The 22,113-nt window shown below is 66.4% G+C and carries 17 protein-coding genes and 2 pseudogenes; 9 read left to right on the forward strand and 10 right to left on the reverse strand.

The window, feature by feature from the left end:
* Positions 1–296: 296 nt before the first annotated feature.
* Genes ACIPR8_RS11235 through ACIPR8_RS11245 form a run of 3 tightly spaced genes read left to right on the forward strand, consistent with a single transcriptional unit; the run spans position 297 to position 1,574 of the window.
* Positions 297–956, forward strand: coding sequence for a dienelactone hydrolase family protein (locus ACIPR8_RS11235; RefSeq protein ID WP_313256219.1), 660 nt, complete (start codon positions 297–299; stop codon positions 954–956).
* Positions 953–1,375, forward strand: a complete 423-nt coding sequence (locus ACIPR8_RS11240) for an HIT domain-containing protein (RefSeq protein ID WP_192286217.1) — start codon at positions 953–955, stop codon at positions 1,373–1,375. Before ACIPR8_RS11235 ends, ACIPR8_RS11240 begins: the two co-directional genes overlap by 4 nt.
* Positions 1,376–1,406: 31 nt before the next feature.
* On the forward strand, positions 1,407–1,574 hold the full coding sequence (locus ACIPR8_RS11245; protein WP_089153126.1) for a LiaI-LiaF-like domain-containing protein: 168 nt from the start codon (positions 1,407–1,409) through the stop codon (positions 1,572–1,574).
* Between the two features lie 81 nt (positions 1,575–1,655).
* On the opposite strand, the gene dcd is transcribed toward ACIPR8_RS11245, so the two are convergent.
* The gene (dcd, locus tag ACIPR8_RS11250; protein WP_192286218.1) at positions 1,656–2,228 is read right to left on the reverse strand and encodes a dCTP deaminase; all 573 of its coding nucleotides are present in this window, start codon (positions 2,226–2,228) and stop codon (positions 1,656–1,658) included.
* A 141-nt stretch (positions 2,229–2,369) separates the two neighbouring features.
* On the reverse strand, positions 2,370–3,212 hold the full coding sequence (apbC, locus tag ACIPR8_RS11255) for an iron-sulfur cluster carrier protein ApbC (protein WP_425603658.1): 843 nt from the start codon (positions 3,210–3,212) through the stop codon (positions 2,370–2,372).
* Between the two features lie 200 nt (positions 3,213–3,412).
* On the opposite strand from apbC, the gene ACIPR8_RS11260 reads away from it, so the two are divergent.
* Both ACIPR8_RS11260 and ACIPR8_RS11265 read left to right on the forward strand, forming a co-directional pair.
* Positions 3,413–5,440, forward strand: a complete 2,028-nt coding sequence (locus ACIPR8_RS11260; RefSeq protein WP_192286220.1) for an alpha/beta hydrolase family protein — start codon at positions 3,413–3,415, stop codon at positions 5,438–5,440.
* 326 nt (positions 5,441–5,766) lie between these two features.
* A complete protein-coding gene (locus ACIPR8_RS11265; protein ID WP_192286221.1) occupies positions 5,767–8,658 on the forward strand; it encodes a TonB-dependent receptor domain-containing protein in 2,892 nt (963 codons plus the stop codon).
* A gap of 106 nt (positions 8,659–8,764) precedes the next feature.
* Here ACIPR8_RS11265 and ACIPR8_RS11270 read toward each other — a convergent pair whose 3' ends face one another.
* Complete coding sequence (locus ACIPR8_RS11270) at positions 8,765–10,366, reverse strand: phytoene desaturase family protein (protein ID WP_192286222.1); 1,602 nt, start codon at positions 10,364–10,366, stop codon at positions 8,765–8,767.
* Between the two features lie 167 nt (positions 10,367–10,533).
* Between ACIPR8_RS11270 and ACIPR8_RS11275 the strand changes: the two genes are divergently transcribed.
* Both ACIPR8_RS11275 and ACIPR8_RS11280 read left to right on the forward strand, forming a co-directional pair.
* A complete protein-coding gene (locus ACIPR8_RS11275; protein WP_446541405.1) occupies positions 10,534–12,630 on the forward strand; it encodes a M13 family metallopeptidase in 2,097 nt (698 codons plus the stop codon).
* A gap of 222 nt (positions 12,631–12,852) precedes the next feature.
* A complete protein-coding gene (locus tag ACIPR8_RS11280; RefSeq protein ID WP_446541108.1) occupies positions 12,853–14,868 on the forward strand; it encodes a M13 family metallopeptidase in 2,016 nt (671 codons plus the stop codon).
* Positions 14,869–15,009: 141 nt separating this feature from the next.
* On the opposite strand, the gene ACIPR8_RS11285 is transcribed toward ACIPR8_RS11280, so the two are convergent.
* From ACIPR8_RS11285 to ACIPR8_RS11315, 7 genes and pseudogenes are all read right to left on the reverse strand, one after another.
* Entirely contained in the window at positions 15,010–15,663 is a 654-nt protein-coding gene (locus ACIPR8_RS11285) for a rhomboid family intramembrane serine protease (RefSeq protein WP_132864388.1), read from the reverse strand.
* Positions 15,664–15,703: 40 nt separating this feature from the next.
* Positions 15,704–16,120 (reverse strand): MGMT family protein, encoded by a 417-nt coding sequence (locus ACIPR8_RS11290; protein WP_446541109.1) that lies wholly within the window; start codon positions 16,118–16,120, stop codon positions 15,704–15,706.
* Positions 16,045–16,980, reverse strand: coding sequence for a DMT family transporter (locus tag ACIPR8_RS11295; RefSeq protein ID WP_446541110.1), 936 nt, complete (start codon positions 16,978–16,980; stop codon positions 16,045–16,047). The genes ACIPR8_RS11290 and ACIPR8_RS11295 overlap by 76 nt, the downstream gene beginning before the upstream one ends.
* A 155-nt stretch (positions 16,981–17,135) precedes the next feature.
* The gene (gorA, locus tag ACIPR8_RS11300; protein WP_446541111.1) at positions 17,136–18,488 is read right to left on the reverse strand and encodes a glutathione-disulfide reductase; all 1,353 of its coding nucleotides are present in this window, start codon (positions 18,486–18,488) and stop codon (positions 17,136–17,138) included.
* A pseudogene (locus ACIPR8_RS11305) lies at positions 18,485–18,655 on the reverse strand (amino acid dehydrogenase); the annotation flags it as partial. The gene gorA and the pseudogene ACIPR8_RS11305, both read right to left, overlap by 4 nt.
* Before the next feature lie 8 nt (positions 18,656–18,663).
* Complete coding sequence (locus ACIPR8_RS11310; protein ID WP_446541112.1) at positions 18,664–19,872, reverse strand: DUF418 domain-containing protein; 1,209 nt, start codon at positions 19,870–19,872, stop codon at positions 18,664–18,666.
* Positions 19,873–20,007: 135 nt separating this feature from the next.
* On the reverse strand, positions 20,008–20,487 hold the full coding sequence (locus ACIPR8_RS11315; RefSeq protein WP_132864393.1) for an FKBP-type peptidyl-prolyl cis-trans isomerase: 480 nt from the start codon (positions 20,485–20,487) through the stop codon (positions 20,008–20,010).
* 46 nt (positions 20,488–20,533) lie between these two features.
* Here ACIPR8_RS11315 and ACIPR8_RS11320 point away from each other — a divergent pair.
* Both ACIPR8_RS11320 and ACIPR8_RS11325 read left to right on the forward strand, forming a co-directional pair.
* Positions 20,534–21,131, forward strand: a pseudogene (locus ACIPR8_RS11320) (C40 family peptidase).
* A gap of 105 nt (positions 21,132–21,236) precedes the next feature.
* Positions 21,237–21,977: a C40 family peptidase gene (locus tag ACIPR8_RS11325; RefSeq protein ID WP_132864395.1), complete on the forward strand. Its 741-nt coding sequence runs from the start codon at positions 21,237–21,239 to the stop codon at positions 21,975–21,977.
* Positions 21,978–22,113: the final 136 nt, after the last annotated feature.

Raw genomic sequence — 22,113 nt, forward strand, 5'->3', positions numbered from 1 at the left:
GCACAAGCCCCTCATCCGCCCCTTCGGGGCACCTTCTCCCGCTGGCGGGAGAAGGGAGCGCCGCCGCCTGTGCCGTGCATGCATGGCCCCGCTGTGCCGCGCAGCCACCGTCCCGTACCGCAGAAAGCGAAAGCCCCTCTCCCGCACGCGGGAGAGGGGTTGGGGTGAGGGCCGCTCTCCAGCACCCGTCCCAGAATCCAAAGCCCCCCCATCATCCGTCCCTCCGGGGCACCTTCTCCCGCCGGCGGGAGAAGGGAGCACCATCCCCGACTTCCCCCTCAATTGGAGCTTCCCCCATGTCCCAATGGATCACCCTTCCCACTGCCCTCGGCCCGGTCCGCGCCTGGCAGGCGCTACCCGCGGGCACTCCGCGCGCCGGCCTGGTCGTCATCCAGGAGATCTTTGGCGCCAACGCGCACATTCGCCACGTCGCCGAACAGTACGCGGCCGAGGGCTACGCGGTGCTTGCCCCGGCCTTCTTCGACCTTCTGGAACCGGGCCTGGAGCTGGCCTATGACGCCGAGGGCGTGAACCGCGGCAAGGAACTGGTCACCGCGCTGGGCGTGGACCGCGCGGTCAGCGTGGTCCAGGCCGCCGCCCAGCAGCTGGAGCGCCACGGCAAGGTCGGCACGGTCGGCTACTGCTGGGGCGGCACCATTGCCATGCTGGCCGCGCAACGGCTGGGCCTGCCCTCGGCCAGTTACTACGGCGCGCGCAACGTGCCATTCCTGGACAGCCCGTTCAAAGCCCCGGCAATCTTCCACTTCGGCGCGCAGGATGCCTCGATCCCGCCGGCCGCCGTTGCAGCGCATCGTGAAAAGCAACCCACATTGCCGGTATATGTGTACCCGGCCGACCACGCCTTCAACCGTGAGGTCGGCATGCACTACCACGCCCCCAGCGCCGAACTGGCGCGCGAACGCACCTTGGCCTTCTTCAGTGAGAACCTGCGATGACCGAAGCTGTGACGTCCGATTTCGAACTTGATTCCCGCCTTGCCACCGACAGCGTGCTGATCGCCGATGGCCCCCTGTCCCAGATCCGGCTGATGAACGACGACCGCTTTCCCTGGGTCGTGCTGGTGCCCCGCGTTGCCGGGGCCAGTGAATGGATCGACCTGGACGGCGCCCAGCAGCGCCTGCTGCTGGCCGAGATCAACCAGATCTCCCAGCACCTGAAGCAGAAGCCCAACGTCAGCAAGATCAACATCGGGGCGCTGGGCAACATCGTGCGCCAGCTGCACGTGCACCTGGTGGGCCGCAACGAGAACGACCCGGCCTGGCCGGGCCCGGTCTGGGGCAGCGGCAAGGCCCAGCGTTTCGATCCGGACGTGCTGGCCGAGCGTGTCGAAATCTGGCGCCAGCGGCTACGATAGGCGCCTCACCACCAACGGACACTGCACGCCGATGCGCTCCAACCTGATCGCCGCCCTGATCCTGATCATCGTCGGCCTGTTCTTCCTGGCCAAGAACCTGGGCTGGATCAACGGCAACATCGGCTCCATGCTCGCCACCTGGTGGCCGGCCATCCTGGTCGCAGTGGGCATCGGCATGCTGTTCGGGCGGGGCAAGTAAGGCCGCCGCACCTGCCGCAGAACCGGCGAAAAACAAAAAGGGCGCGGAATCCGCGCCCTTTTTCGTTGTCGCATGCCGGACTCAGGTGCGCGGCAAGGTCACGCCGGTCTGGCCCTGGTACTTGCCGCCGCGGTCCTTGTACGAGGTCTCGCAGACATCATCCTTGTCGGCCTGGAAGAACAGCATCTGTGCCACGCCTTCGTTGGCATAGATACGCGCCGGCAGCGGCGTGGTGTTGGAGAACTCCAGCGTCACGTGGCCTTCCCATTCCGGCTCCAGCGGCGTGACGTTGACGATGATGCCGCAGCGCGCGTAGGTACTCTTGCCCAGGCAGACCACCAGGGTGTCGCGCGGGATGCGGAAGTACTCCACCGTGCGTGCCAGCGCGAACGAATTCGGCGGGATGATGCACTCGTCGGCCTCGATGTCGACGAAGCTCTTCGGGTCGAAGTGCTTGGGGTCGACGATGGTGGAGTTGATGTTGGTGAACACCTTGAACTCGCGCGAGCAACGCACGTCGTAGCCATAGCTGGAGGTGCCGTAGCTGACGATGCGGCTGCCATTGACCTGCTTGATCTGCCCGGCTTCATACGGCTCGATCATGCCGTGCTGCTCGGACATGCGGCGGATCCAGCGGTCGCTCTTGATGCTCATTCAATGGTCCTGATTTCGTGGGATCGCGCAGCCTGGTGCGCCGGTCGGGGCACGATTCTAGCGCAGGGGCCTTGTATCGCCGAGCCCGAGCCGGGGCTGCCACGGCTCGGCGGGCAGCGGCCGGACGACGCCGGCAGCCGGTCAGATCAACGAAGACACGATCGGGATGCTGGCGCGTGGGCGCTTGGCCAGTTCCTCGGCCATGCGCCGAGCCGCGGCCAGGTAGGCCTGGGCCGGTGCGGAATCCGGTGCAGCGGCCACCACCGGGGTACCGACGTCCCCTTGCTCGCGGATGCTGATGTCCAGCGGCAACGCGCCCAGCAACGGCACGCCGTACTGCTCGGCCATGCGCTGGCCGCCGCCCTCGCCGAACAGATGTTCGGTGTGGCCGCAGTTGCTGCAGGTGTGCACGGCCATGTTCTCGACGATGCCGAGCACCGGAACCTCGACCTTCTCGAACATTTTCAATGCCTTGCGCGCATCCAGCGTGGCGATGTCCTGCGGCGTGGTGACGATCACCGCACCGGCCACCGGGATCTTCTGCGACAACGTCAGCTGGATGTCACCGGTACCCGGCGGCAGGTCGATCAGCAGGAAGTCCAGGTCGCCCCACAGCGTGTCGTTGAACAACTGGGTCAGCGCCGAGGTGGCCATCGGGCCACGCCAGATCATCGGCGAGTCGGGCTCGATCAGGAAACCGATGGACATCGCTTCCACGCCAAACGCCCGCAACGGCTCGATGGTCTTGTTGTCCGGGCTCTCCGGACGGCCACTCAGGCCGAGCATGGCCGGCACGCTCGGCCCGTAGATGTCGGCATCGAGCACCCCGACCCGCGCCCCCAGCGCGTGCAGCGCCAAGGCCAGGTTCACCGCGGTCGTGGACTTGCCCACCCCGCCCTTGCCGGACCCGACCGCAATGACGTTGCGGATACGTGAATGGGGAGAGAGCCCCTTTTGAACCTTGTGGGATGAACCCAATGCGATCGAACCGCCCACCACAACCTCAGCCTTTCAGACAGGGCGCAACTATAGCGCCTCGCCCGCATGACATCCCCCACCCGCTTCCGATCGGCACCTGCCTTTCCGCACTACGCGCTGGGTGGCGGTTCTGCTACCTTTTCCGTGTTGTCGTTCCATTCAGCAAGCTTGTGACCCAAGCAATCAACGTGTCCAAAGGATGAGATATGCACGTGGTTTTCGGCCGTACCTTGCTCCTCACTGCTGTTTCACTCGCTGCAGCCAACAGCTACGCAGAGTCTTCCGGGCCGATTGCCATCGAGGACCTGGCGCGGCTGCCCGCACTGCAATCGGTGTCGATGAGTCCTGACGGGAAGCACCTCATCGCCCTGGTGCCTTCACCGAAGAATGCGGAAGAAACCGCATTGGCCACCTGGGACACCAGCGCGCTTTCGTCCGGCCCCAAGGTGGTGACGCCGTCGGGTGATCGCATGAAGTTCATTGCCGCCGGTGCCCTGAAGTCGGACAAGATTCTGGTGATCGGCCGCCAGGAGTGGACCGGGCAGCTGGGCGGTTGCGGTGAAGGCAACGCGTCCGGCGCGACCAAGACCTTTGTCGTGAAGACCTACCTTACCGGTGACGATCAGAAGGAGTTCAACGAGGCCTTCACCGACAACACCCGCAGGCTCGGCGTGAGCGAGCAGACCCAGCGCTGCCTGGAGCTCGCTGGCACGGCATCGCTGGTGAACATGCTGCCGCTGGACCCGGACCGGGTCGTCATCCAGCAGCTCAGCGAGCTGAGCCTGACCTCGAACTACTACCTGTACAACCTCAAGACCAAGGAAACCGAACTGCTCTTCCGCGGCGGTACGCGCGCCTCGCCAGCCCTGTTCGACTCGCGCACCGGCAAGGTGCTGGCGAAGTCCCAGATCGAAGCGGCAGGCAGCGACTATGAGCAGCAGGTACTGATCCTGGACCCGACCTCGGGCCAGTTCGTCTTGCAGCGACCGCTGACCACCAAGCTGTCCGACCGGCATACGGTTGAACTGGCGGGTGTGGATGACGCCACCGGCAAGTACTACGTCTTGACCGACCTGTTCTCGGACAAGGTGCAGGCGCACCTGTATGACCCGAAGCAGCAGAAGTTCGATGCCGAGCCCGTGGTGGCCAACCCGGAGTTCTCCATTGCCCGGTTGATCTTCAGTACCCAGGCCAGCAACTTCAACCAGGTGCTGGGCTTCGTGATCGACGGCCCGTCACCGCAGACCGTCTATGTCGACCCGACCCTGAAGGCGATCCAGGACAACCTCAAACAGGCCTTCCCCAACAAGCAGATCGATATCGCGCGCTACACGGACGACTTCTCGCGCATCCTGTTCAAGACCAGCAGCAACGATGCCCCGTCCAGCCACCATATCCTGCTCGACAGGAAGAACGTGGTGAACCTGGGGAGCGAGCGCCCGTGGGTCGGCGAAGGCCGGACCGGCGAGGAGCGTTGGGTCACCTACACCGCGCGTGACGGCCGCCAGATCCCGGCCATCCTTGATCTTCCAGCAGGCTGGAAGCAGGGGGATCCGGCCGCACCGGCCATCGTCCACCCCCATGGCGGCCCGTGGGCACGGGATTACATGGGCTGGGACGTGTCTGGCTGGGTGCCGCTGCTGACCTCGCGCGGCTATGCCGTGCTGCGCCCGCAGTACCGTGGCTCGGCCGGCCTTGGCCGCGACCTGTGGATCGCGGGCGACCGCGAGTGGGGGCAGAAGATGTCCGATGACAACGATGATGCCGCGGCCTACCTGGTTTCACAGGGCATCGCTGGCAAGGACCGCATCGCCATCTTCGGCTACTCCTACGGTGGTTTTGCCGCCGCAGCCGCAACGGTCCGACCGAACTCGCCGTTCCAGTGCGCGATCGCGGGCGCGCCGGTCACCGACCTGGGCCGCCTGGGTACGTCCTGGAGCGACAACCGCCTGCAGCGCATCCTGCAGGGCCAGACCGTGAAGGGCATGGACCCGCTGAAGAACGCCGCCAATGCCAACATCCCGGTCATGCTGTTTGTCGGTGACCGCGACGTGCGCACCCCGGCGTTCCACGCCCAGGGCTTCTACGATGCGGTGAAGAACAAGGTGCCGGCCCAGTTCCACCTGATCGCCGACCAGCAGCACAGCATGCCGTGGTACCCGCGGCAGCAGCGGGAAACCCTTGGGCTCATCGAGAATTACCTGAAGAGCGATTGCGGCCCCGGCGGGCTCTGATCCCCGGCTGTATCGAAGTACCCAACCGGGGAGCGAAGGCTCCCCGGTTTTTTTTTGACTGCCAGGGACGGGGGATCCCTCGTGGCCGGCCATCGGGGCTGTTGTGGGTACCGCGGAGGAAACCGGGGGACAGCACCGCCGACCACGCCGATCCTGTAAAGCCGCGACCACCGGGCACCTCATTGCCTCGAATTCATATATGTGAATGAGAGGAAGTGAGATCAGAAAACCGTTGCAAGCGCAACCCCTCCAACCTACATTCGCTTAACCAGCCCATAACGCTGGCGAAACATTTTGCTGAACATTTTTCATCAGGAGAGAGCCGCATGAAGATGTCCGTCCAACGCGGACTGCAACAGTTGCCTTTGGTAATTGCTGTCGTCGCAGCACTGCAAGTCGTTCCGGCCTTTGCCCAGGAGCAATCCGAAAAGACCGAAACCACCAGCCAAAGCGCAACCTCAAGCGAAAAGGCCAAGGATCTCGATACGGTCACCGTCACGGGCTCGCTGATCAAGCGCCCGGAGTATGAAACCACCTCGCCAGTGCAGGTGATCTCGATCGAGAAGGGCTTGGCCGCAGGCCAATTTGATACCGCCAGCTTCCTGCAGACCTCGGCTGCCGCCGCCGGCTCCACCCAGATCAACAACCAGTTCGGCGGCTTCGTCGTCGAAGGTGGTACCGGCGTGCAGACCGTCTCGCTGCGTGGCCTGGGCTCGAACCGTACGCTGGTGCTGCTCGACGGCCAGCGCCCCGGCCCCGCCGGTACGCGCGGCCAGGTCGGCTCGTTCGACCTCAACGTCATCCCGCAGGCCATCCTGCAGCGCATCGAGCTGGTGAAGGATGGTTCGTCCTCCATCTACGGCTCCGACGCGCTGGCCGGCGTGGTGAACCTGGTCACGCGCAAGACCATGGACCGTCCGGAAATGACGTACATGATGAGCGTGCCGCAGCATGGCGGCGGCGAGCAGTTCTCCGCCTCGATCGCCAACGGCTGGAACTTCGACAACGGCAGCATCGTCGCCGGCGTCCAGTGGGACAAGCTCAACGCGCTGACCAACGGCGACCGTGACTACTTCTCCTGCGCACAGGACCGTGTCTGGGGCACCGATGGCAAGCGCATTGACCGCGTGGACCACTCGATCCTGGAAGGCACCCCCCTGGCCGGCTGCAGCGCGGGCAACCTGTACGCCAACACCATCATCAAGCTGTTCGACTCGCGCGTGCGCTACGTGCCGACCAAGGACGGCAGCACCATTGGCCCGTTCCCGGGCTACAAGCCGCGCCCGTTCCCGTCCAAGAGCTATGCCAACTCGCCTGAAGCTTCCTATGAGGACGTGCTGAACTACGACTTCCTCAAGAACGGCGAAGTCATCAACGAACGCGAGCGTGCCAGCTTCTACGCGGCAACCGACTTCAGCTTCGACAGCTTCAGCTGGAAGACGCAGTGGTTGTACAACCGCCGTGAGACCAACGCCCACAGCTACCGGCAGTTCTTCCCGATCGTCTACAACGAAAGCGACGACGACTACTACCAGCCGATCATGCCGTTCGTCGATGACCAGAAGGTCAAGGTCGACTACTTCTACGGTGCCACCAAGTTCGACGGCATGTTCAAGGGCACCGACAGCTGGGCCTGGGAAATCAACGGCACCTACAGCCGCTCCAAGGGCAAGTACGGCAACCTTGCGATCGACACCGCGCGTACCGGCGACCTGGGTGACCCGATGGGCGGCGATACCACCCCGGTGAACTACTTCGACCCCGGCTTCCTCAGCGGCGAGCGGATGGGCGAACTGGTCAATGCCATCGGCGTCTGGGCCAACGGCAGCACGATCTACGAACAGTCCACCGTCAACGCGGTGGTCACCGGTGATCTGTTCGGCCTGCCTGCCGGCAATGTCGCCGGTGCATTCGGTGCGGAGTTCCGCCACACCAAGATCGACGACCAGCCGTCCGACCTCTCCAAGCAGGGCCGGATGTGGGGCTACAGCTCGGCCAATGAAACCAAGGGCACCGACAACGTCAAGGAAGCCTTCGCCGAGTTCGACATCCCGCTGCTGAAGGGGCTGCCGGCCGTCGAATCGCTGTCGGTCAACCTGTCCGGCCGCGTGTTCAAGTACGACTCGGTTGCCGATTCGGACAACGTGTGGAAGGCCGGCCTGAACTGGCAGATCATCCCCTCGCTGCGTGTGCGCGGCACCATCGGCACCTCCTACCGTGCCCCGGGCCTGTACGAGCTGTACCTGGGCGACCAGACCGGCTACCAGACGCAGGCACTGATCGACCCCTGCATCCTGTGGGGTGACAGCAACAACCAGTACATCCGTGCCAACTGCGCGGCGGCGGGCATTCCGGACGACTATGCCGGTGGCTCCTCGAGCGCGACCGTGTACGAGAGCGGCGGCAAGGGCAAGCTGAAGCCGGAGACCTCCAAGGCCAAGACGCTGGGCCTGGTGTGGACCCCGACCTTCGCCGACCTGAACGTCGCACTGGATTACTTCGACTACGACGTCCGTGGCGAGATCACCCAGCTCGGCGCTCGCAACATCGTGTACAGCTGCTACGCCTCGCCGGTCTATCCGAACTCGTTCTGCGACCAGATGGAGCGTAATGCGCCGGATGACGCATCCGCCCCGAACTCGATCGTCAACATCTACAGCACCTACGTGAACATCAACCGCGAGCGCACCCGCGGTTACGACCTGCAGGTGAACTACGATCGCGACTTCTCGTTCGGCAAGCTGTCCGTTGACGCGCAGGTCACCTACACCATCGAGGACTCGTTCCGTCTGTTCGACTCCGCCGCCAACAGCGGCATCTCGACCGACGAGCAGATCGGCTACATCGGTCGTCCGAAGACCGTGGGTATCGGCAACGTTAGCCTGAAGCGTGGTGACTGGACGTTCAGCTACCAGGGCCAGTACGTGAGCAGCACGTCCAGCAAGGACTACGACCGCACGTTCACCTACTCCGGCTACCAGAACGCGACCCGCGACATCAAGGCCGGCTGGCAGTTCCTGCACCACGCCTCCGTGGCGTATGAACAGGGCGACTGGGGCATCCTGTTCGGTGTCCGCAACCTGTTCGACAAGGCGCCGGACCTGGTCTCCTCGGGCCTGGGTTCCGATGCCGCCGTGTACGGCAACGTGCCGGTCTACGCCTCGCAGTACGACTGGTACGGCCGCACCTTCTTCGCGCGCGTGCAGTACAAGTTCTGATCCCTGCGTTGAAGTGGCAATACGAGGGAGGCGACGTCATGTCGCCTCCCTTTTTCGTTGGCGCGCGGCGCTTCTGCCCGGTCCGGCGGCCGCAGACGGGTCGCCTTCAGATCTCCGCCGCGATCACCTGCGCCGCATTGTGCCCCGGCGCCCCGGTCACGCCGCCGCCCGGGTGCGTGCCCGACCCGCACAGGTACAGGCCGGGGATCGCGCCCCGGTAGTTGGCCTGGCCCAGCATCGGGCGGGCGCTGAACAGCTGGTTGAGGCTCAGCGCGCCGTGGAAGATGTCGCCCCCGACCAGGCCGAAGGTCCGCTCCAGGTCGAGCGGGCTCATGATCTGCCGGCCCAGCACCGCGTCGGCGAAGCCCGGCGCCTGTCGGTCGACCGTTGCGATCATCAGGTCGGCCACTTCGTCGCGGTGATCGTCCCAGCTGCGCCCGTCCGGCAGCTGCGGTGCCACATGCTGGCAGAACAGGCTGGCCACATGCTGCCCCGGCGGTGCCAACGAGTCGTCCAACGTGCTGGGAATCAGCATTTCCACCACCGGCTCACGCGACCATCCATGCTGGCGTGCATCCAGGTAAGCACGGTCCATGTAGTCCAGGCTCGGGGCGATGATGATGCCCGCGGTGAGGTGATCGCCCTGCCCCGGCAACACCGTGAAATCGGGCAGCCGCGACAGCGCCACGTTCATCCGGAACGTGCCCGAGCCACAACGCCAGCCGCGCATGCGTTCGCGCGTGGCGGCCGGCACGTCGGCCGGTTCAAGCAACTGTTCGTACAGCAGCTTCGGGTTGACGTTGGCCACTACCGCCCTGCCGCGCAGCACGTGCCCAGCGCTGGTCACCACGCCGCAGGCACGGCCCTGCTCGACCAGTACCTTCCGCACCCCGCAGTCGGTCCGGATCTGCACGCCGGCTTCCTGCGCCGCACGCGCCATCGCCTGGGTGATCGCGCCCATGCCGCCGATCGCGTGCCCCCAGGCACCCTTGACGCCATTGCTCTGGCCGAACACGTGGTGCAGCAGCACGTAGGCGCTGCCCGGCGAGTAGGGGCTGGCGTAGTTGCCGACAATGCCGTCGAAGCCGAACAGCGCCTTGATCGGCGCGCTCTCGAACCAGCGGTCCAGGTACTCCGCCGCCGAGATCGTGAACAGGTCCAGCAACTCCTGTTTCAACCCCGCGTCCAGCCGCTGCAGCTGGCGGCCGAGCTTGCCGGCCTTCCACAGCGCCGGCAGCGCCTGCAGCCAGCCGCCCTCGCCCACGTTTGGCGGCGCCTGCAGCGCCTGCGCCCGCAGCACGTCGGCAAACACTTCCAGCCGACGCTCGTAGTCGGGCAGCCGCTCGGCGTCGCGGGCCGAGAACTTCGCCACTTCGGCCTGGGTGCGACCGCCGCCGGCCAGCAGGTACTGGCCATCGGGCAGTGGCAGGAAGTTGTTGATGCGCCGGGGCACCACGCGCAGGCCGTGACGCTCCAGCGCCAGGTCGGCGATCACCTGCGGCTGCAGCAGCGACACCGTATAGGAGGCCACCGAGTTGCGGAACCCGGGATGGAACTCCTCGGTCACCGCCGCCCCACCGACGACTGCCCGCCGTTCCAGCACCAGCACCCGTTTGCCGGCCTTGGCGAGATAGGCCGCGCACACCAGCCCGTTGTGGCCGCCGCCGATCAGGATCGCATCCCACTGCTTGCTTGATGTCTGGCTCATCGCGCCTGTATAGCACCCACCAGCCTCCTGCGGCGCACCGGTGGCTGCGCCCGGCGGGCATGACCTTCGACACCCTTTCGGTGACAGTTTCAGGCGTATCTTCTGGTGTCGGCTCCGCCCCGGAGCCCATTTCGTGCTCTGAAATCGGCCTGGAGGCCTATCCCGTGATCGTTCGCAAACCCCAGATCCTGCTGCTGTCCCTGGCCGTCTCGGCCGCGCTGATCGGCTGCAAGAAAGAAGAGACCCCGGCCGCTCCGGCCGCCGCACCGGCCGCTGCCGCCGCCACCGAACTGAAGCTGGACGAATCCAAGCTGCCGGCCTACAACGCCTTCACCGCCGCCGACCTGGACACCAGCAAGGACGCCTGCACCGACTTCGGTGGCTACGTGAATGACAAGTGGCTCACCGCCAATGCCATTCCGGGCGACCGCACCAGCTGGGGTGCCTTCACCATCCTGGACGAGCGCTCGGTCGCCGTGCAGCACCAGTTGGCCGAACAGGCCGCCGCGATCAAGGACGCCACCGGCATCGAGAAGATCGTCGGCGACTTCTGGGCCTCGGGCATGGACGAAGCCAAGATCAACGCGCTGGGCATCACCCCGCTGCAGGGTGACCTGACCGCCATCGACGGCCTGCAGGACGGCGCCGCCATCGCCAACTACCTGCGCGGCACCGCCGCCAAGGGCGAGAACTTCCTGTTCGGCTTCGGTCCGGAAGCGGACTTCAAGAACTCGACCATGAACATGGCCTACGCCAGCCAGGGTGGCCTGGGCCTGCCGGACACCACCTACTACACCGACGCCAGCAAGGCCGACAAGCTCAACGCCTACAAGGCCCACGTGGCCAAGGTGCTGGAGCTCAGCGGCGTTGCCGCCGCCGACGCCGCCAAGCAGGCCGAGGAAGTGATCAAGTTCGAGACCCGCCTGGCCCGGGCTTCCAAGTCCAGCGCCGAGCTCTCGCGCAACGTCGAGCTGTACTACAACCCGGTCACCATGGCCGACGCCGACAAGCTGACCCCGAACTTCAGCTGGACCGAGTTCTTCAAGGCCCAGGGCATCACCGCACCGGAGAAGTTCTCGCTGGCCATGCCGGCCTTCCACGAGGAAGTGAGCAAGATGCTGGGCGACACCGACCCGGCCGTGTGGCGCGCCTACCTGCGCTTCCACACCGTTGACGGTGCCTCCCCGTACCTGAGCGATGCCTTCGTGCAGGAAAACTACGCCTTCTACGGCCGCGACCTGAACGGCCAGAAGGAAATCAAGCCGCGCTGGAAGCGCGTGCTGGGCACCATCGAGAGCGATGCCGGCGAAGCCTTCGGCCAGATGTACGTCAAGGTCGCCTTCTCCCCGGAAGCCAAGGCCAAGATGGAAGACCTGGTCAAGAACCTGGCCGCGGCTCTGAAGGACCGCATCCAGAACCTGACCTGGATGAGCGACGAAACCAAGGCCAAGGCCATCGCCAAGTGGGAAACCTTCACCCCGAAGATCGGCTACCCGGACAAGTGGCGTGACTGGTCGGGCCTGAGCACCACCCACGATGACTACCTGGGCAACGTGCGCGCCGCCAACGCCTTCAACTACAAATTCGCGCTGTCCAAGATCGGCCAGCCGGTGGACAAGACCGAGTGGGGCATGACTCCGCAGACCGTCAACGCCTACTACAACCCGCTGCAGAACGAGATCGTGTTCCCGGCCGCCATCCTGCAGCCGCCGTTCTTCGACCCGAACGCCGACGACGCACTGAACTACGGCGGCATCGGCGCGGTGATCGGCCACGAGATGACCCACGGCTACGACGACCAGGGCGCCAAGTTCGGCCCGACCGGCAACTTCGAGGACTGGTGGACCGAGGCCGACTCCAAGGCCTTCGGTGGGCTGACCAGCAAGCTGATCAACCAGTTCAACGAGTACAAGGTGGGCGACCAGAACGTCAACGGCTCGCTGACCCTGGGCGAGAACATCGCCGACCTCGGCGGCCTGGCCACCGCCTACGATGCGCTGCAGAAGGCATCGGCCGGCAAGGAAGACCCGAAGGTCGATGGCTTCACCCGCGACCAGCGCTTCTTCTTCAACTGGGCCACCGTGTGGCGCACCAAGTACACCCCGGAGAACGCCAAGGTCCGCCTGGCCACCGACCCGCACGCACCGGCGCAGTTCCGCGCGATGGGCGCGCCGTCGAACCTGCCGACCTTCGCCGCCGCATTCCAGTGCAAGGCGGGTTCGCCGATGGTCCGCGCCGGCGACAAGCAGGTGGTGATCTGGTAATCACCGCCCTGCGGTGAGGCAACACCCGAAGGCCCGGCATCGCCGGGCCTTCTTCTTGCCAACGCGCAGGAGCGGCCTTGGCCGCTCCTGCCTCGCTGCTCCCGCCGGGCTGCCAACGTGACCGGCTTCGCGGCCAGGGCCGTTGCTCCGCCTGGATGCGCAACATTGCCCCGGCGGCTTGTTAAACTCCGCGCACTTTGTCCTTGCGTGGATATGCCCCAGATGCCAACCGTTCGCCCGCTTTCCCTCGCCCTGGCCCTGGGCCTGGTGACCGTCCTGTCCTCGACCGATGCCGAGGCCGCACGCAAGAGGTCTTCGGCCCGGGCCCCGGCAGTCAGCGCAGCCTGTACCGACTTCTACGAAACCAGCAACGCCGATTGGCTCAAGGCCAACCCGGTGCCGCAGGTTGGCGCCACCACCACGCTGGGGCAGCTGGCCAACAACACCCGCAACCAGCAGCTGCAGCTGCTGGACCGCGCCATGAATGCCCCGCAGGGCAACGTGCAGAAGCTGCTGGGCGACTTCTGGGCCAGCGGCCTGGATGAAGCAGCGGTGGAAGCCGATGGCTCCAAGCCGATCGCGCCGCTGCTGACCCGCATCAACGCGATCCGCAAGGCCAAGGACATCCCGGCCTCGATCGCCGCCCTGCACCAGGTCGGCATCCCGGTGGCCTTCAACTTCGCCCCGGACGTGGACCTGAAGGCACTGGACCGCCACATCGGCTACTTCATGCAGGGCGGCATGGGCCTGCCCGACCCCGCCTTCTACACCCGCACCGACGCCGACACCGTGGCGCTGATGGGCCGCTACCGCGGCTACGTGAAGCAGGTACTGGCCCTGACCGGCACCCCGGCCAACAAGCTCGACGCCGAGTCGGCGCTGGTCATCCAGCTGGAAACCGAGCTGGCGCGCAGCGCGCAGTCGGTGGCCGACATCAACAACCCGTTCAACAACTATGCGCCGGTTGCCACCCGCGACCTCAACAGCCGCTACCGCAACCTGCAGCTGGACGCCTTCCTGAAGGCCCAGGGCGTCAACGACGACCTGGTCTCGCTGGCCGATGCGGCGCTGTTCCAGCAGCTCAACGGCATGATCACCCGGCTGCCGGCCGAGCAGTGGAAGGCCTACCTGCGCTGGCGCGTGGGTGATGCGATGGCCCCGTACCTGTCCAAGGCCTACCGCGATGCCGAATTCGAGTTCCGTGGCCGCGTGCTGCGCGGCCTGACCATCGCCCCGGCCCGCAACGAAGCCGTGCTCGATGCCATCAACGTCGCCGCTGGCCCGATGCTCGGCCACGAGTACGCCAGCACCTACATCAGCCGCGACGTCCGCCGCCAGGCCGGCGTGATGGTCGACCAGGTCCGCGAGGCGCAGATCGCCGCGGTCAAGCGCAGCACCTGGCTCAGCGCCGAAGCCAAGACCGAGGCCGAAGCCAAGCTGGCGGCGATGAAGATCGAGATCGGCACGCCGCTGCGTGACCTGGACTACACCGTGCAGCCGATGGGCCGTGGCAGCTTCGGCGGCAACATGCTGATCGCCTCGACCTGGCGCCACGCGCAGGAAATGAAGCGCATCGGCAAGGGCAACGCCGACCGTCGCTGGGACGTGCTGCCGCAGCAGCCGGCCATCGCCTATGACATCGCGCAGAACCGCCTGATCGTCACCGCCGCCGCGTTGCAGGGCCCGATCTTCGCCGAGGCTGCCACCCCCGCCGAGAAGTTCGGCGCCTTCGGTGGCCTGGTCGCGCATGAGGTCAGCCGTGCCATCGACGCCAAGGGCGCGATGATCGACGCCAGGGGCGAACTGCGCAGTTGGTGGACGCCGGCCGACAAGAGCGCCTGGACCCTGCTGGGCAACCGCGTCGCCGCCCAGTACGGCGGCTACGCCTTCCCGGGCGTGAAGGACGCCAAGGTCAACGGCGAGCTCACCCGCGACGAGAACCTGGCCGACATCTCCGGCGTGGAAATCGCCTGGGAAGCGTTCAGCACCTCGCCGCAGGGTACGGCGGCATCGGCTGCCGACAAGCAGGCATTCTTCAAGGGCTGGGCTGGCCTGTGGGCGCAGCAGCTGTCGCCGAACGAAGCCGTGCAGCGCCTGGCCTCGGACGTGCGTGCTCCGGGCCGCTGGCGCACCAACGCCCCGCTGTCCAACCTGCCGGCCTTTGGCGCGAGCTTCAGCTGCAAGCCGGGCCAGCCGATGCAGCGCATCGACGCCGAGCAGATCCGCATCTGGCGTTGATGCGGGGGTGAGGGACACGAAAAAGGCGCGGATTCCGCGCCTTTTTCTTTGCCTGTACGGCGCAGCCATGCTCTGGCCTTGCCCTGCCGAGCATGGCTCGGCACTACCGGCTGCATCACCGGCGGGTGTGGCCCGGCACGGTCACTTCACGCTGCGCAGATGCGGCCCACGCTTGTTCTTGTTGTTGAACGGCGGCTGCCCGCGCCAGTAGCGGATCAGCAGCCAACCGAACAGCATGCCGCCCAGATGCGCGAAATGGGCCACGCCCGGCTGCCAGCCGGTGAAGCCCAGAAGCAGTTCGAGGGCACCAAACACGATCACGAAGGTACGCGCCTTCATCGGGATCGGCGGGAACAGCAGCACCACCCGTTGGTTCGGGAACAGCATGCCGAACGCCAACAGCAAACCAAACACGCCACCGGATGCGCCCAACACCGGGTTGAACTCGCCGAACAAGGCGGCCACCACGATCTGGCAGATGCCCGCGCCCACCACGCAGACCAGGTAGTAGGTCAGGAAGCGTTTCTCACCCCAGGTCATTTCCAGCGGCGCGCCAAACATGAACAACGCCAGCATGTTGAAGAACACATGCCCGAAGCCGCCGTGCAGGAACCCATAGGTCAGCAACTGCCAGGGCTCGAAGCCCGGCGAATCCATGAACACTTCCTGCGATCCCAGCGGCCACAACATCAGCTGGTTGAAGATGCCGGCGGTCTGCGGCAGCTGCTGCAGCAGGAACAAGGCGACGTTGGCGATCAGCAGCGTCTGGGTGATCTTGGGCAAGCGCGGGAACATGGGGACATCCTGGGAAACTGCCGCCATGATAGCCGCAGCATCAGCCCGGTCCCCAGATCGCCTCGTCCATCGTGCGCGCGGGTTTGCTGCGCTTCACCCGTCCATTCTCGACCACCACGCCTTCGGCGCGCAGGCGCTGGCTCTGCTCGCGCCAGCCGCGTGACCCCTCGGGCATGGCGATGCGCCCATCCGAGCGCAGCACGCGGTGCCAGGGCAGGTCCGGGTCGTCATTGCCGCCCAACAGGCGTGCCACCAACCGGGCCCGGCCCGGCAGGCCGGCCTTGGCCGCGACCTCGCCATAGCCCAGCACCTGGCCGCGCGGGATGTCGCGGATGACCTGCAGGATGCGGCTGTGCCCCGCCGCCGAATCCGGCGGCGTGCTCAGCGCCTCTTCGCCGCGCCGCTGCCCACCAGCAACACGCCCAGCAGCACCAGCACGGTGCCGGCGCTCTGCCACAGGCCCATCGGTTCGTCGAGCAGCCATACACTCAGCACAATGGTGGAAACCGGGCCCAGCATACTCACCTGCGCCGCCAGCGACGAGCCGATCCGCTTGACCCCGATCATGATCGCCAGCACCGGCAACACCGTGCACACGGTGCCGTTGATCAACGACAGGCCGTACACCGGCCGGGCCTGGCTCCACAGGCCGCTCCAGGGCTGCAACAACAGGTACTGGCCGATGCACAGCACGCACGCCACCATGCTGGCGTAGGCGGTCAGGCGCACCGCACCGATCCGCGCCACCGCCTGGCCACTACCGAACAGATACACCGCGTAGCTCAAGGCACTGGCAAACACCAGCGCCGAGCCGATCAGCGTGCGTTGGCCCTCCAACTGGATGTCATGCCCGAAGGCCAGCAGCACGCCGAGGTAGCTGACCAGCAATGCCGCCACCTGGGTGCGGGTGGGCTTGTGCTTGAGTACCACCAGCGCGATCAACACCACCAGGGTCGGGCTGAGGTACAGGATCAGCCGTTCCAGCGTCGCGCTGATGTACTGCAGGCCAAGGAAGTCCAGGTAGCTGGACAGGTAATAGCCGCTGAAGCCCAACAGCACCACCCGTCCCCTGTCGCCCCAGGACAAGGGTTGCGTGCGCCGGGCCGCCCAGAGGCCCATGGCGATGAAGAACGGGAAGGCGATCAGCATGCGCAGCGCCAGCAGCGTGGTGGCATCGGCACCGTGGCGGTAGGCCAGCTTGACGATCACCGCCTTGCCCGAGGCGGCGATGGCACCCGTGCCCGCAAGCAACAGGCCGCTGATCAGCAGGCGGCGGGAACGGGTGGGCAGCGCCGAGGCGCCGGTTGAAGCATTCATGGAGGAAGCGGGAACTGCAGGGGACGCCCATTATGCGGAGCCGGTGATGCGATGCGGGGAAGCTCCCCTCCCCACCCCTCCCCTTCGCTACGCGAAAGGGAGGGGGCAGAAGCAGAATCAACGACTACGGCAGGCTGCCGCCCGGCACTGTCCGTTCAACGCATCAGCACCACTTCCTCGGCCGAGGTCGGGTGGATCGCCACCGTGTCTTCCATCTGCCGGCGGGTCACGCCGGCCTTCACGGCCACCGCGAAGCCTTGCAGGATCTCGTCGGCGCCTTCGCCGAGCAGATGGATGCCGACTACCTTCTCGTCCTCGCCGGCGCAGACCATCTTGAACACCGTGCGCACCTCCCCGTCGCCCAGCGACTGCAGCATCGGGCGGAAGCGGCTGTGGTAGGTGGTCACCTTGTCGAAGCGACGGCGCGCCTCCTCCTCGCTCAGGCCCACGGTGCCGAACGGGGGATGCGCGAACACCACGCTGGGCACGTTCTCGTAGTCCAGTCGTGCCTGCGGCTGCCCGCCGTACAGGCGGTCCATCAACCGTCGTGCGGCGGCGATGGCCACCGGCGTCAGCGTCACCTTGCCGGTCACGTCGCCCACCGCCAGCACGCTGGGCACCGAGGTGTTCTGGAAGGCATCCACCACGATGGCGCCCTTGTCATCCAGCACCACGCCCGCCTGCGCCAGGCCCAGCCCCTGCGTATTCGGTGCACGCCCGGTGGCGAACAGCACGGTGTCGAACAACGCGTGCTCCGGACCGTTCTTCAGTGTCGCGTGAATGCGCCCCTGCTGGCGCTGCAGGGCCTCGATCTGGCAACCGAAATGCAGGCCCACGCCCTGCAGGCGCAGGTTCTCGGCCAATTGGTCGGACAGTTCGGCGTCGAAGTGGCCCAGCAGGCGCTGACCACGCACCAGCAGCGCGACCTCGCTGCCCAGCGCGCGCAGCACGCCGGCCAGTTCCACCGCGATGTAGCCACCGCCGATGATCGCCACCCGGTCCGGTCGCGCATGCAAGGCGAAGAAATCATCCGACACGCCTCCCAGCTCGGCACCCGGCATCGATGGCTTGACCGGATGCGCGCCGGTGGCGATGACGATGTGCCCGGCATGCAGCAGGCTGCCGTCCTCGCATTCCACCGTGTGCGCATCGACCAGACGACCACGCTGGCCGATACGCACCACGCCGGTCTCGTCCAGGCGTCGCTGGTAGCTGGCGTGGATGTTGGCGATGTAGCGCTGCCGCCGCGCGACCAGCGTTTCCCAGTCCAGCGCCGGCGTGGCCGGCACGTCGAAGCCCAGTTGCGCGGCCAGGGCGAAGCGGTCGGCCAGGTCCGCCGCCAGCCACATCGCCTTCTTGGGCACGCAGCCCACGTTCACGCAGGTGCCGCCCAGCGGCGCGGGTTCAAGCATCGCCACCCTGGCCCCATGGCCGGCGGCGCGGAACGACGCTGCCAGTCCCCCGGAACCACCGCCCAGTACCACCACATCGTATGACGCTGCACTCATTGGAAACGCTCCGTGCGACAAGGCGTGGGATCAATGGAGGGCGTTTGCCCGGTAATCAAGTCGGCCATCAATTGTCCACTTCGGCTGCTCATGCTAATGCCGAGCATGCCATGACCGGCGGCGCACCGATGGCCAGGACACCACCATGGCAGGCGCCCACCCGCCCATCCCCGCGTCAGCCCCGTGCATCACGGCGCATGGGCGGCAGTTGCAGGTACGTGGCCGCGCGCCACAGCCATTCCACCGGACCGAAGCGGAAGCGTTGCAGCCACCAGCGACTGACCACCACCTGCACCAGGAACAACACCAGCGCGAACAGCAACTGCCATGCCCGCCCCATCTGCTCGAACCTGCCCAGCCCATACCCGTAGAACACCAGCGTGCAGACCAGCGACTGCACGAGGTAGTTGCTCAAGGCCATCCGGCCCGCCGGTGCCAGCCACTGCAGGCGGGCACTCCAGCGCACGCCCCAGGCCAGGTAGCCCAGGCACATCAGCAGGCCGGCCAGCGCGGTCAACGCGTAGGCGGTGGCGGTCTGCATGTCGAAGCGTCCCGGCGCGATGTTGGCCAGCAGCCGCACGCTGAGCAGCATCACCAGCAGACCGGCCGGCCATGCCACCCAACGCAGTCGCGCGAACAGGCGCCGGTACTGCTGCGGCTGCGCGATCGCCCCGCTGCGTGCGAACCAGGCGCCGATCAGGAACATGCCCAGCACCTGCGGGCCGACGATCAGCAGCGCACCCAGCGAACTGCGCAGATCCGCCAGCCGCTGCGCCACTGCCTGCAGGTAGGTGCCGTGCCCGTAGGCCTGCCGCTGCGCGGCGATGTCCACCAGCGCGGACGCCGCCTGCTCGGCCTGCGCATCGGCCGGCATCATCGCTATCAGCATGCCCAGCAACAGCATCAACGCTGCCGCGCCCAGGTAGGCCGCCGCACCCAGTGCCGGCAGCCAGCTGCGGGGAGCCTCGCGGAAGGCCAGCAGCACGAAGGACAGCAGCGCGTAGGTGGTCAGGATGTCGCCGGACCACAGCAGCCCGGCGTGCAACAGGCCGATGCCCAGCAGGGCCAGGCTGCGGCGCAGGTAGAAGCGGGTGAAGTCGCGCCCGGCCACTTCGGCGCGCTGCGCCATCACCGCGAAGCCGGCACCGAACAGCAACGAGAACAGGGTGAAGAACTTGCCCTGCACGAAGATATAGACGAAGCCATCGGCCCAGCGGTCGATCCCCCGCCAGTGCGGGTCGATGCCGGTGAAGGACAGGTCCAGCGGCCCACTGAAAGCCTCCATGTTCATCAGCAGGATGCCCAGCAGCGCCAGGCCGCGCAGGACGTCCAGGGTGGCGATGCGCTCGCTGGCGGCGATGGGCTGGAAAACAGTGCTGGACAAGGCCCGGGTTCCTCTCGGCAAGGCGCGATTAGAACATGCGCCACGACCGGCGCGGACGCCGGTTCCGGCAGCCCCGCGAACGAAAACGGCCCGCGCGGGGCGGGCCGTTGTCTGCAACATCGCCGGTGCGGCGGATCAGTGCTGGTGACCGCCGTCGCCGTGCACGTGACCGTGCTGCACTTCTTCCTCGCTGGCCTCGCGGACTTCAACGATTTCCACGTCGAAGTGCAGGTCCTTGCCGGCCATCGGGTGGTTCAGGTCGACGTCGACCACGGTCATGCCGACCTTCTCGACGGTGACGGCGCGCGGGCCGAAGTTGGTCTGCAGGATCACCTGCGTGCCCGGCACCAGACGGGTGTTGCCGAAATGCTTCTTCGGCACGCGCTGGGTCAGGCCCTCGCGGCGCTCGCCGTAGGCATCGGCCGACTTCACGTCCACGCCGAAGCTCTCGCCGGCTTCCTTGTCCATCATCGCCGCTTCCAGGCCCGGGATGATGTTGCCGTGGCCGATCAGGATGGCCAGCGGATCACGGTCCTTGGAGCTTTCGATCGGCTCCTGGCCGACTTCGGAGACGGTGTAATGGAAACGGACGACGCGGTCTTTTTCGATCTTCATGCCTAACTCTGTCTATATGGCTGCCGGTGGCAGACGGTAGGACGGCTTGTCGGCCGCCGGGTGCGCCGCCATGATGACGGCTGTCCAAGGTGGCGCATTATCCGGGCTCCATGCATATCACGCCAGTTTTCCGCTCCCGTACGTGGCAATTGACCGCCGCGATCCTGGCCACGGCCCTGCTCGCTGCCTGCGGGCACAGCCCGAAGAAGCCGGCCCCGCCGCCGGCCAGCAGCCACCACTACCCGCCGGTGGCCCCTTCCGACCCGGTCGCGGCCGCCTCGGTGATGATGCGGGCCTTGGGGCTGGTCGGCACGCCCTACCGCTACGGCGGCAACACCCCCGAGTCGGGTTTTGACTGCAGCGGGCTGGTCACCTATGTCTACCGGGACATGCTCGCCCTGAACCTGCCGCGCACCTCGCGGGAGCTGGCCGCCATCCAGGGGCCGAAGATCGCCCCGGACCGTCTGGCCTCCGGCGACCTGGTCTTTTTCGGCAACAAGGGCAATGTCTGGCACGTCGGCATCTATGTCGGCGAAGGCCGCTTCGTGCATGCGCCGAGCACCGGCGGCACCGTCCGTCTGGACCAGCTGGACGGCCCCTACTGGCGCGACCATTACACGGGCGCCAAGCGGGTATTGCGGTAAAGCGTGACATCCATCGGTATAAATAACGAATATTTAACGAAATTTGTACCTATCCTCACGCTTGGCAGGGCACTATCCCCCATCGAATTTTTCTGTGACTGCCGCGTGACGACTGAAAACACGTCCCAACCGGAACAGCCCAAGAGCATTCCCACCTCCTTCCGTCGCCTGCTTTGCGGTGCCGCACTGGCCTTGGCCAGCCTGCCGGCCTTCGCACAGAACGCCCCGGCCGACGCCGCCAAACCGGCACCGGCCCGCGCCGAAGCCCAGCGCAGCAAGGCCGACGCCGCCGCTACCGCCACCCTGGCCGCCCTGCTGCCACACCTGGCCGCCAGCGACACGATTCCGCTGATGGACCGCTCGGCGATGTTCGCCGGTGATCTGAGCCGCCTGATTTCCGCCTACGACGCCTCCAAGGGTGTCGCCGCCGCCACTGACGCGGCGCTGGCCAATGATTCCGATGGCAAGGTGCAGTCGCTGCTGCGCCGTGCGATGACCCTGCTCGGCACCCCGTACCGTTGGGGCGGCACCTCGCCCGACGCCGGCTTCGACTGCAGCGGCCTGGTCGGCTACGTGTTCCGCACCGCGCTGGGCATCGAGCTGCCGCGCGTCTCCCGCGAGATGGCCAGCCAGGCCAACGCCGAACTGATCAACGACCGCGCTGCCCTGGTGGCCGGCGACCTGGTGTTCTTCGGCCGCCGCGGCCGCGTCGACCACGTCGGCATCTACGTCGGTGATGGCCGTTTCCTGCATGCACCGAGCACCGGCAAGGATGTCCGCACCGACACCCTGCTGAGCGGTTACTGGGGCGACAAGTTCATGCAGGCACGTCGCGTGGCGCTGTAAGCGCCCCCGGCCTTGTCCTGCGAAAGCCGCGGCCTCCGGGTCGCGGCTTTTTTCATGCCAGGCGCAGCCGATACCCGCCTGCCAAAACATGAATGGGGAAATCCGCCAAGCGTGACCCAATTCACGATTGCACCCG

The sequence above is a fragment of the Stenotrophomonas sp. LARHCG68 genome (assembly GCF_052871705.1).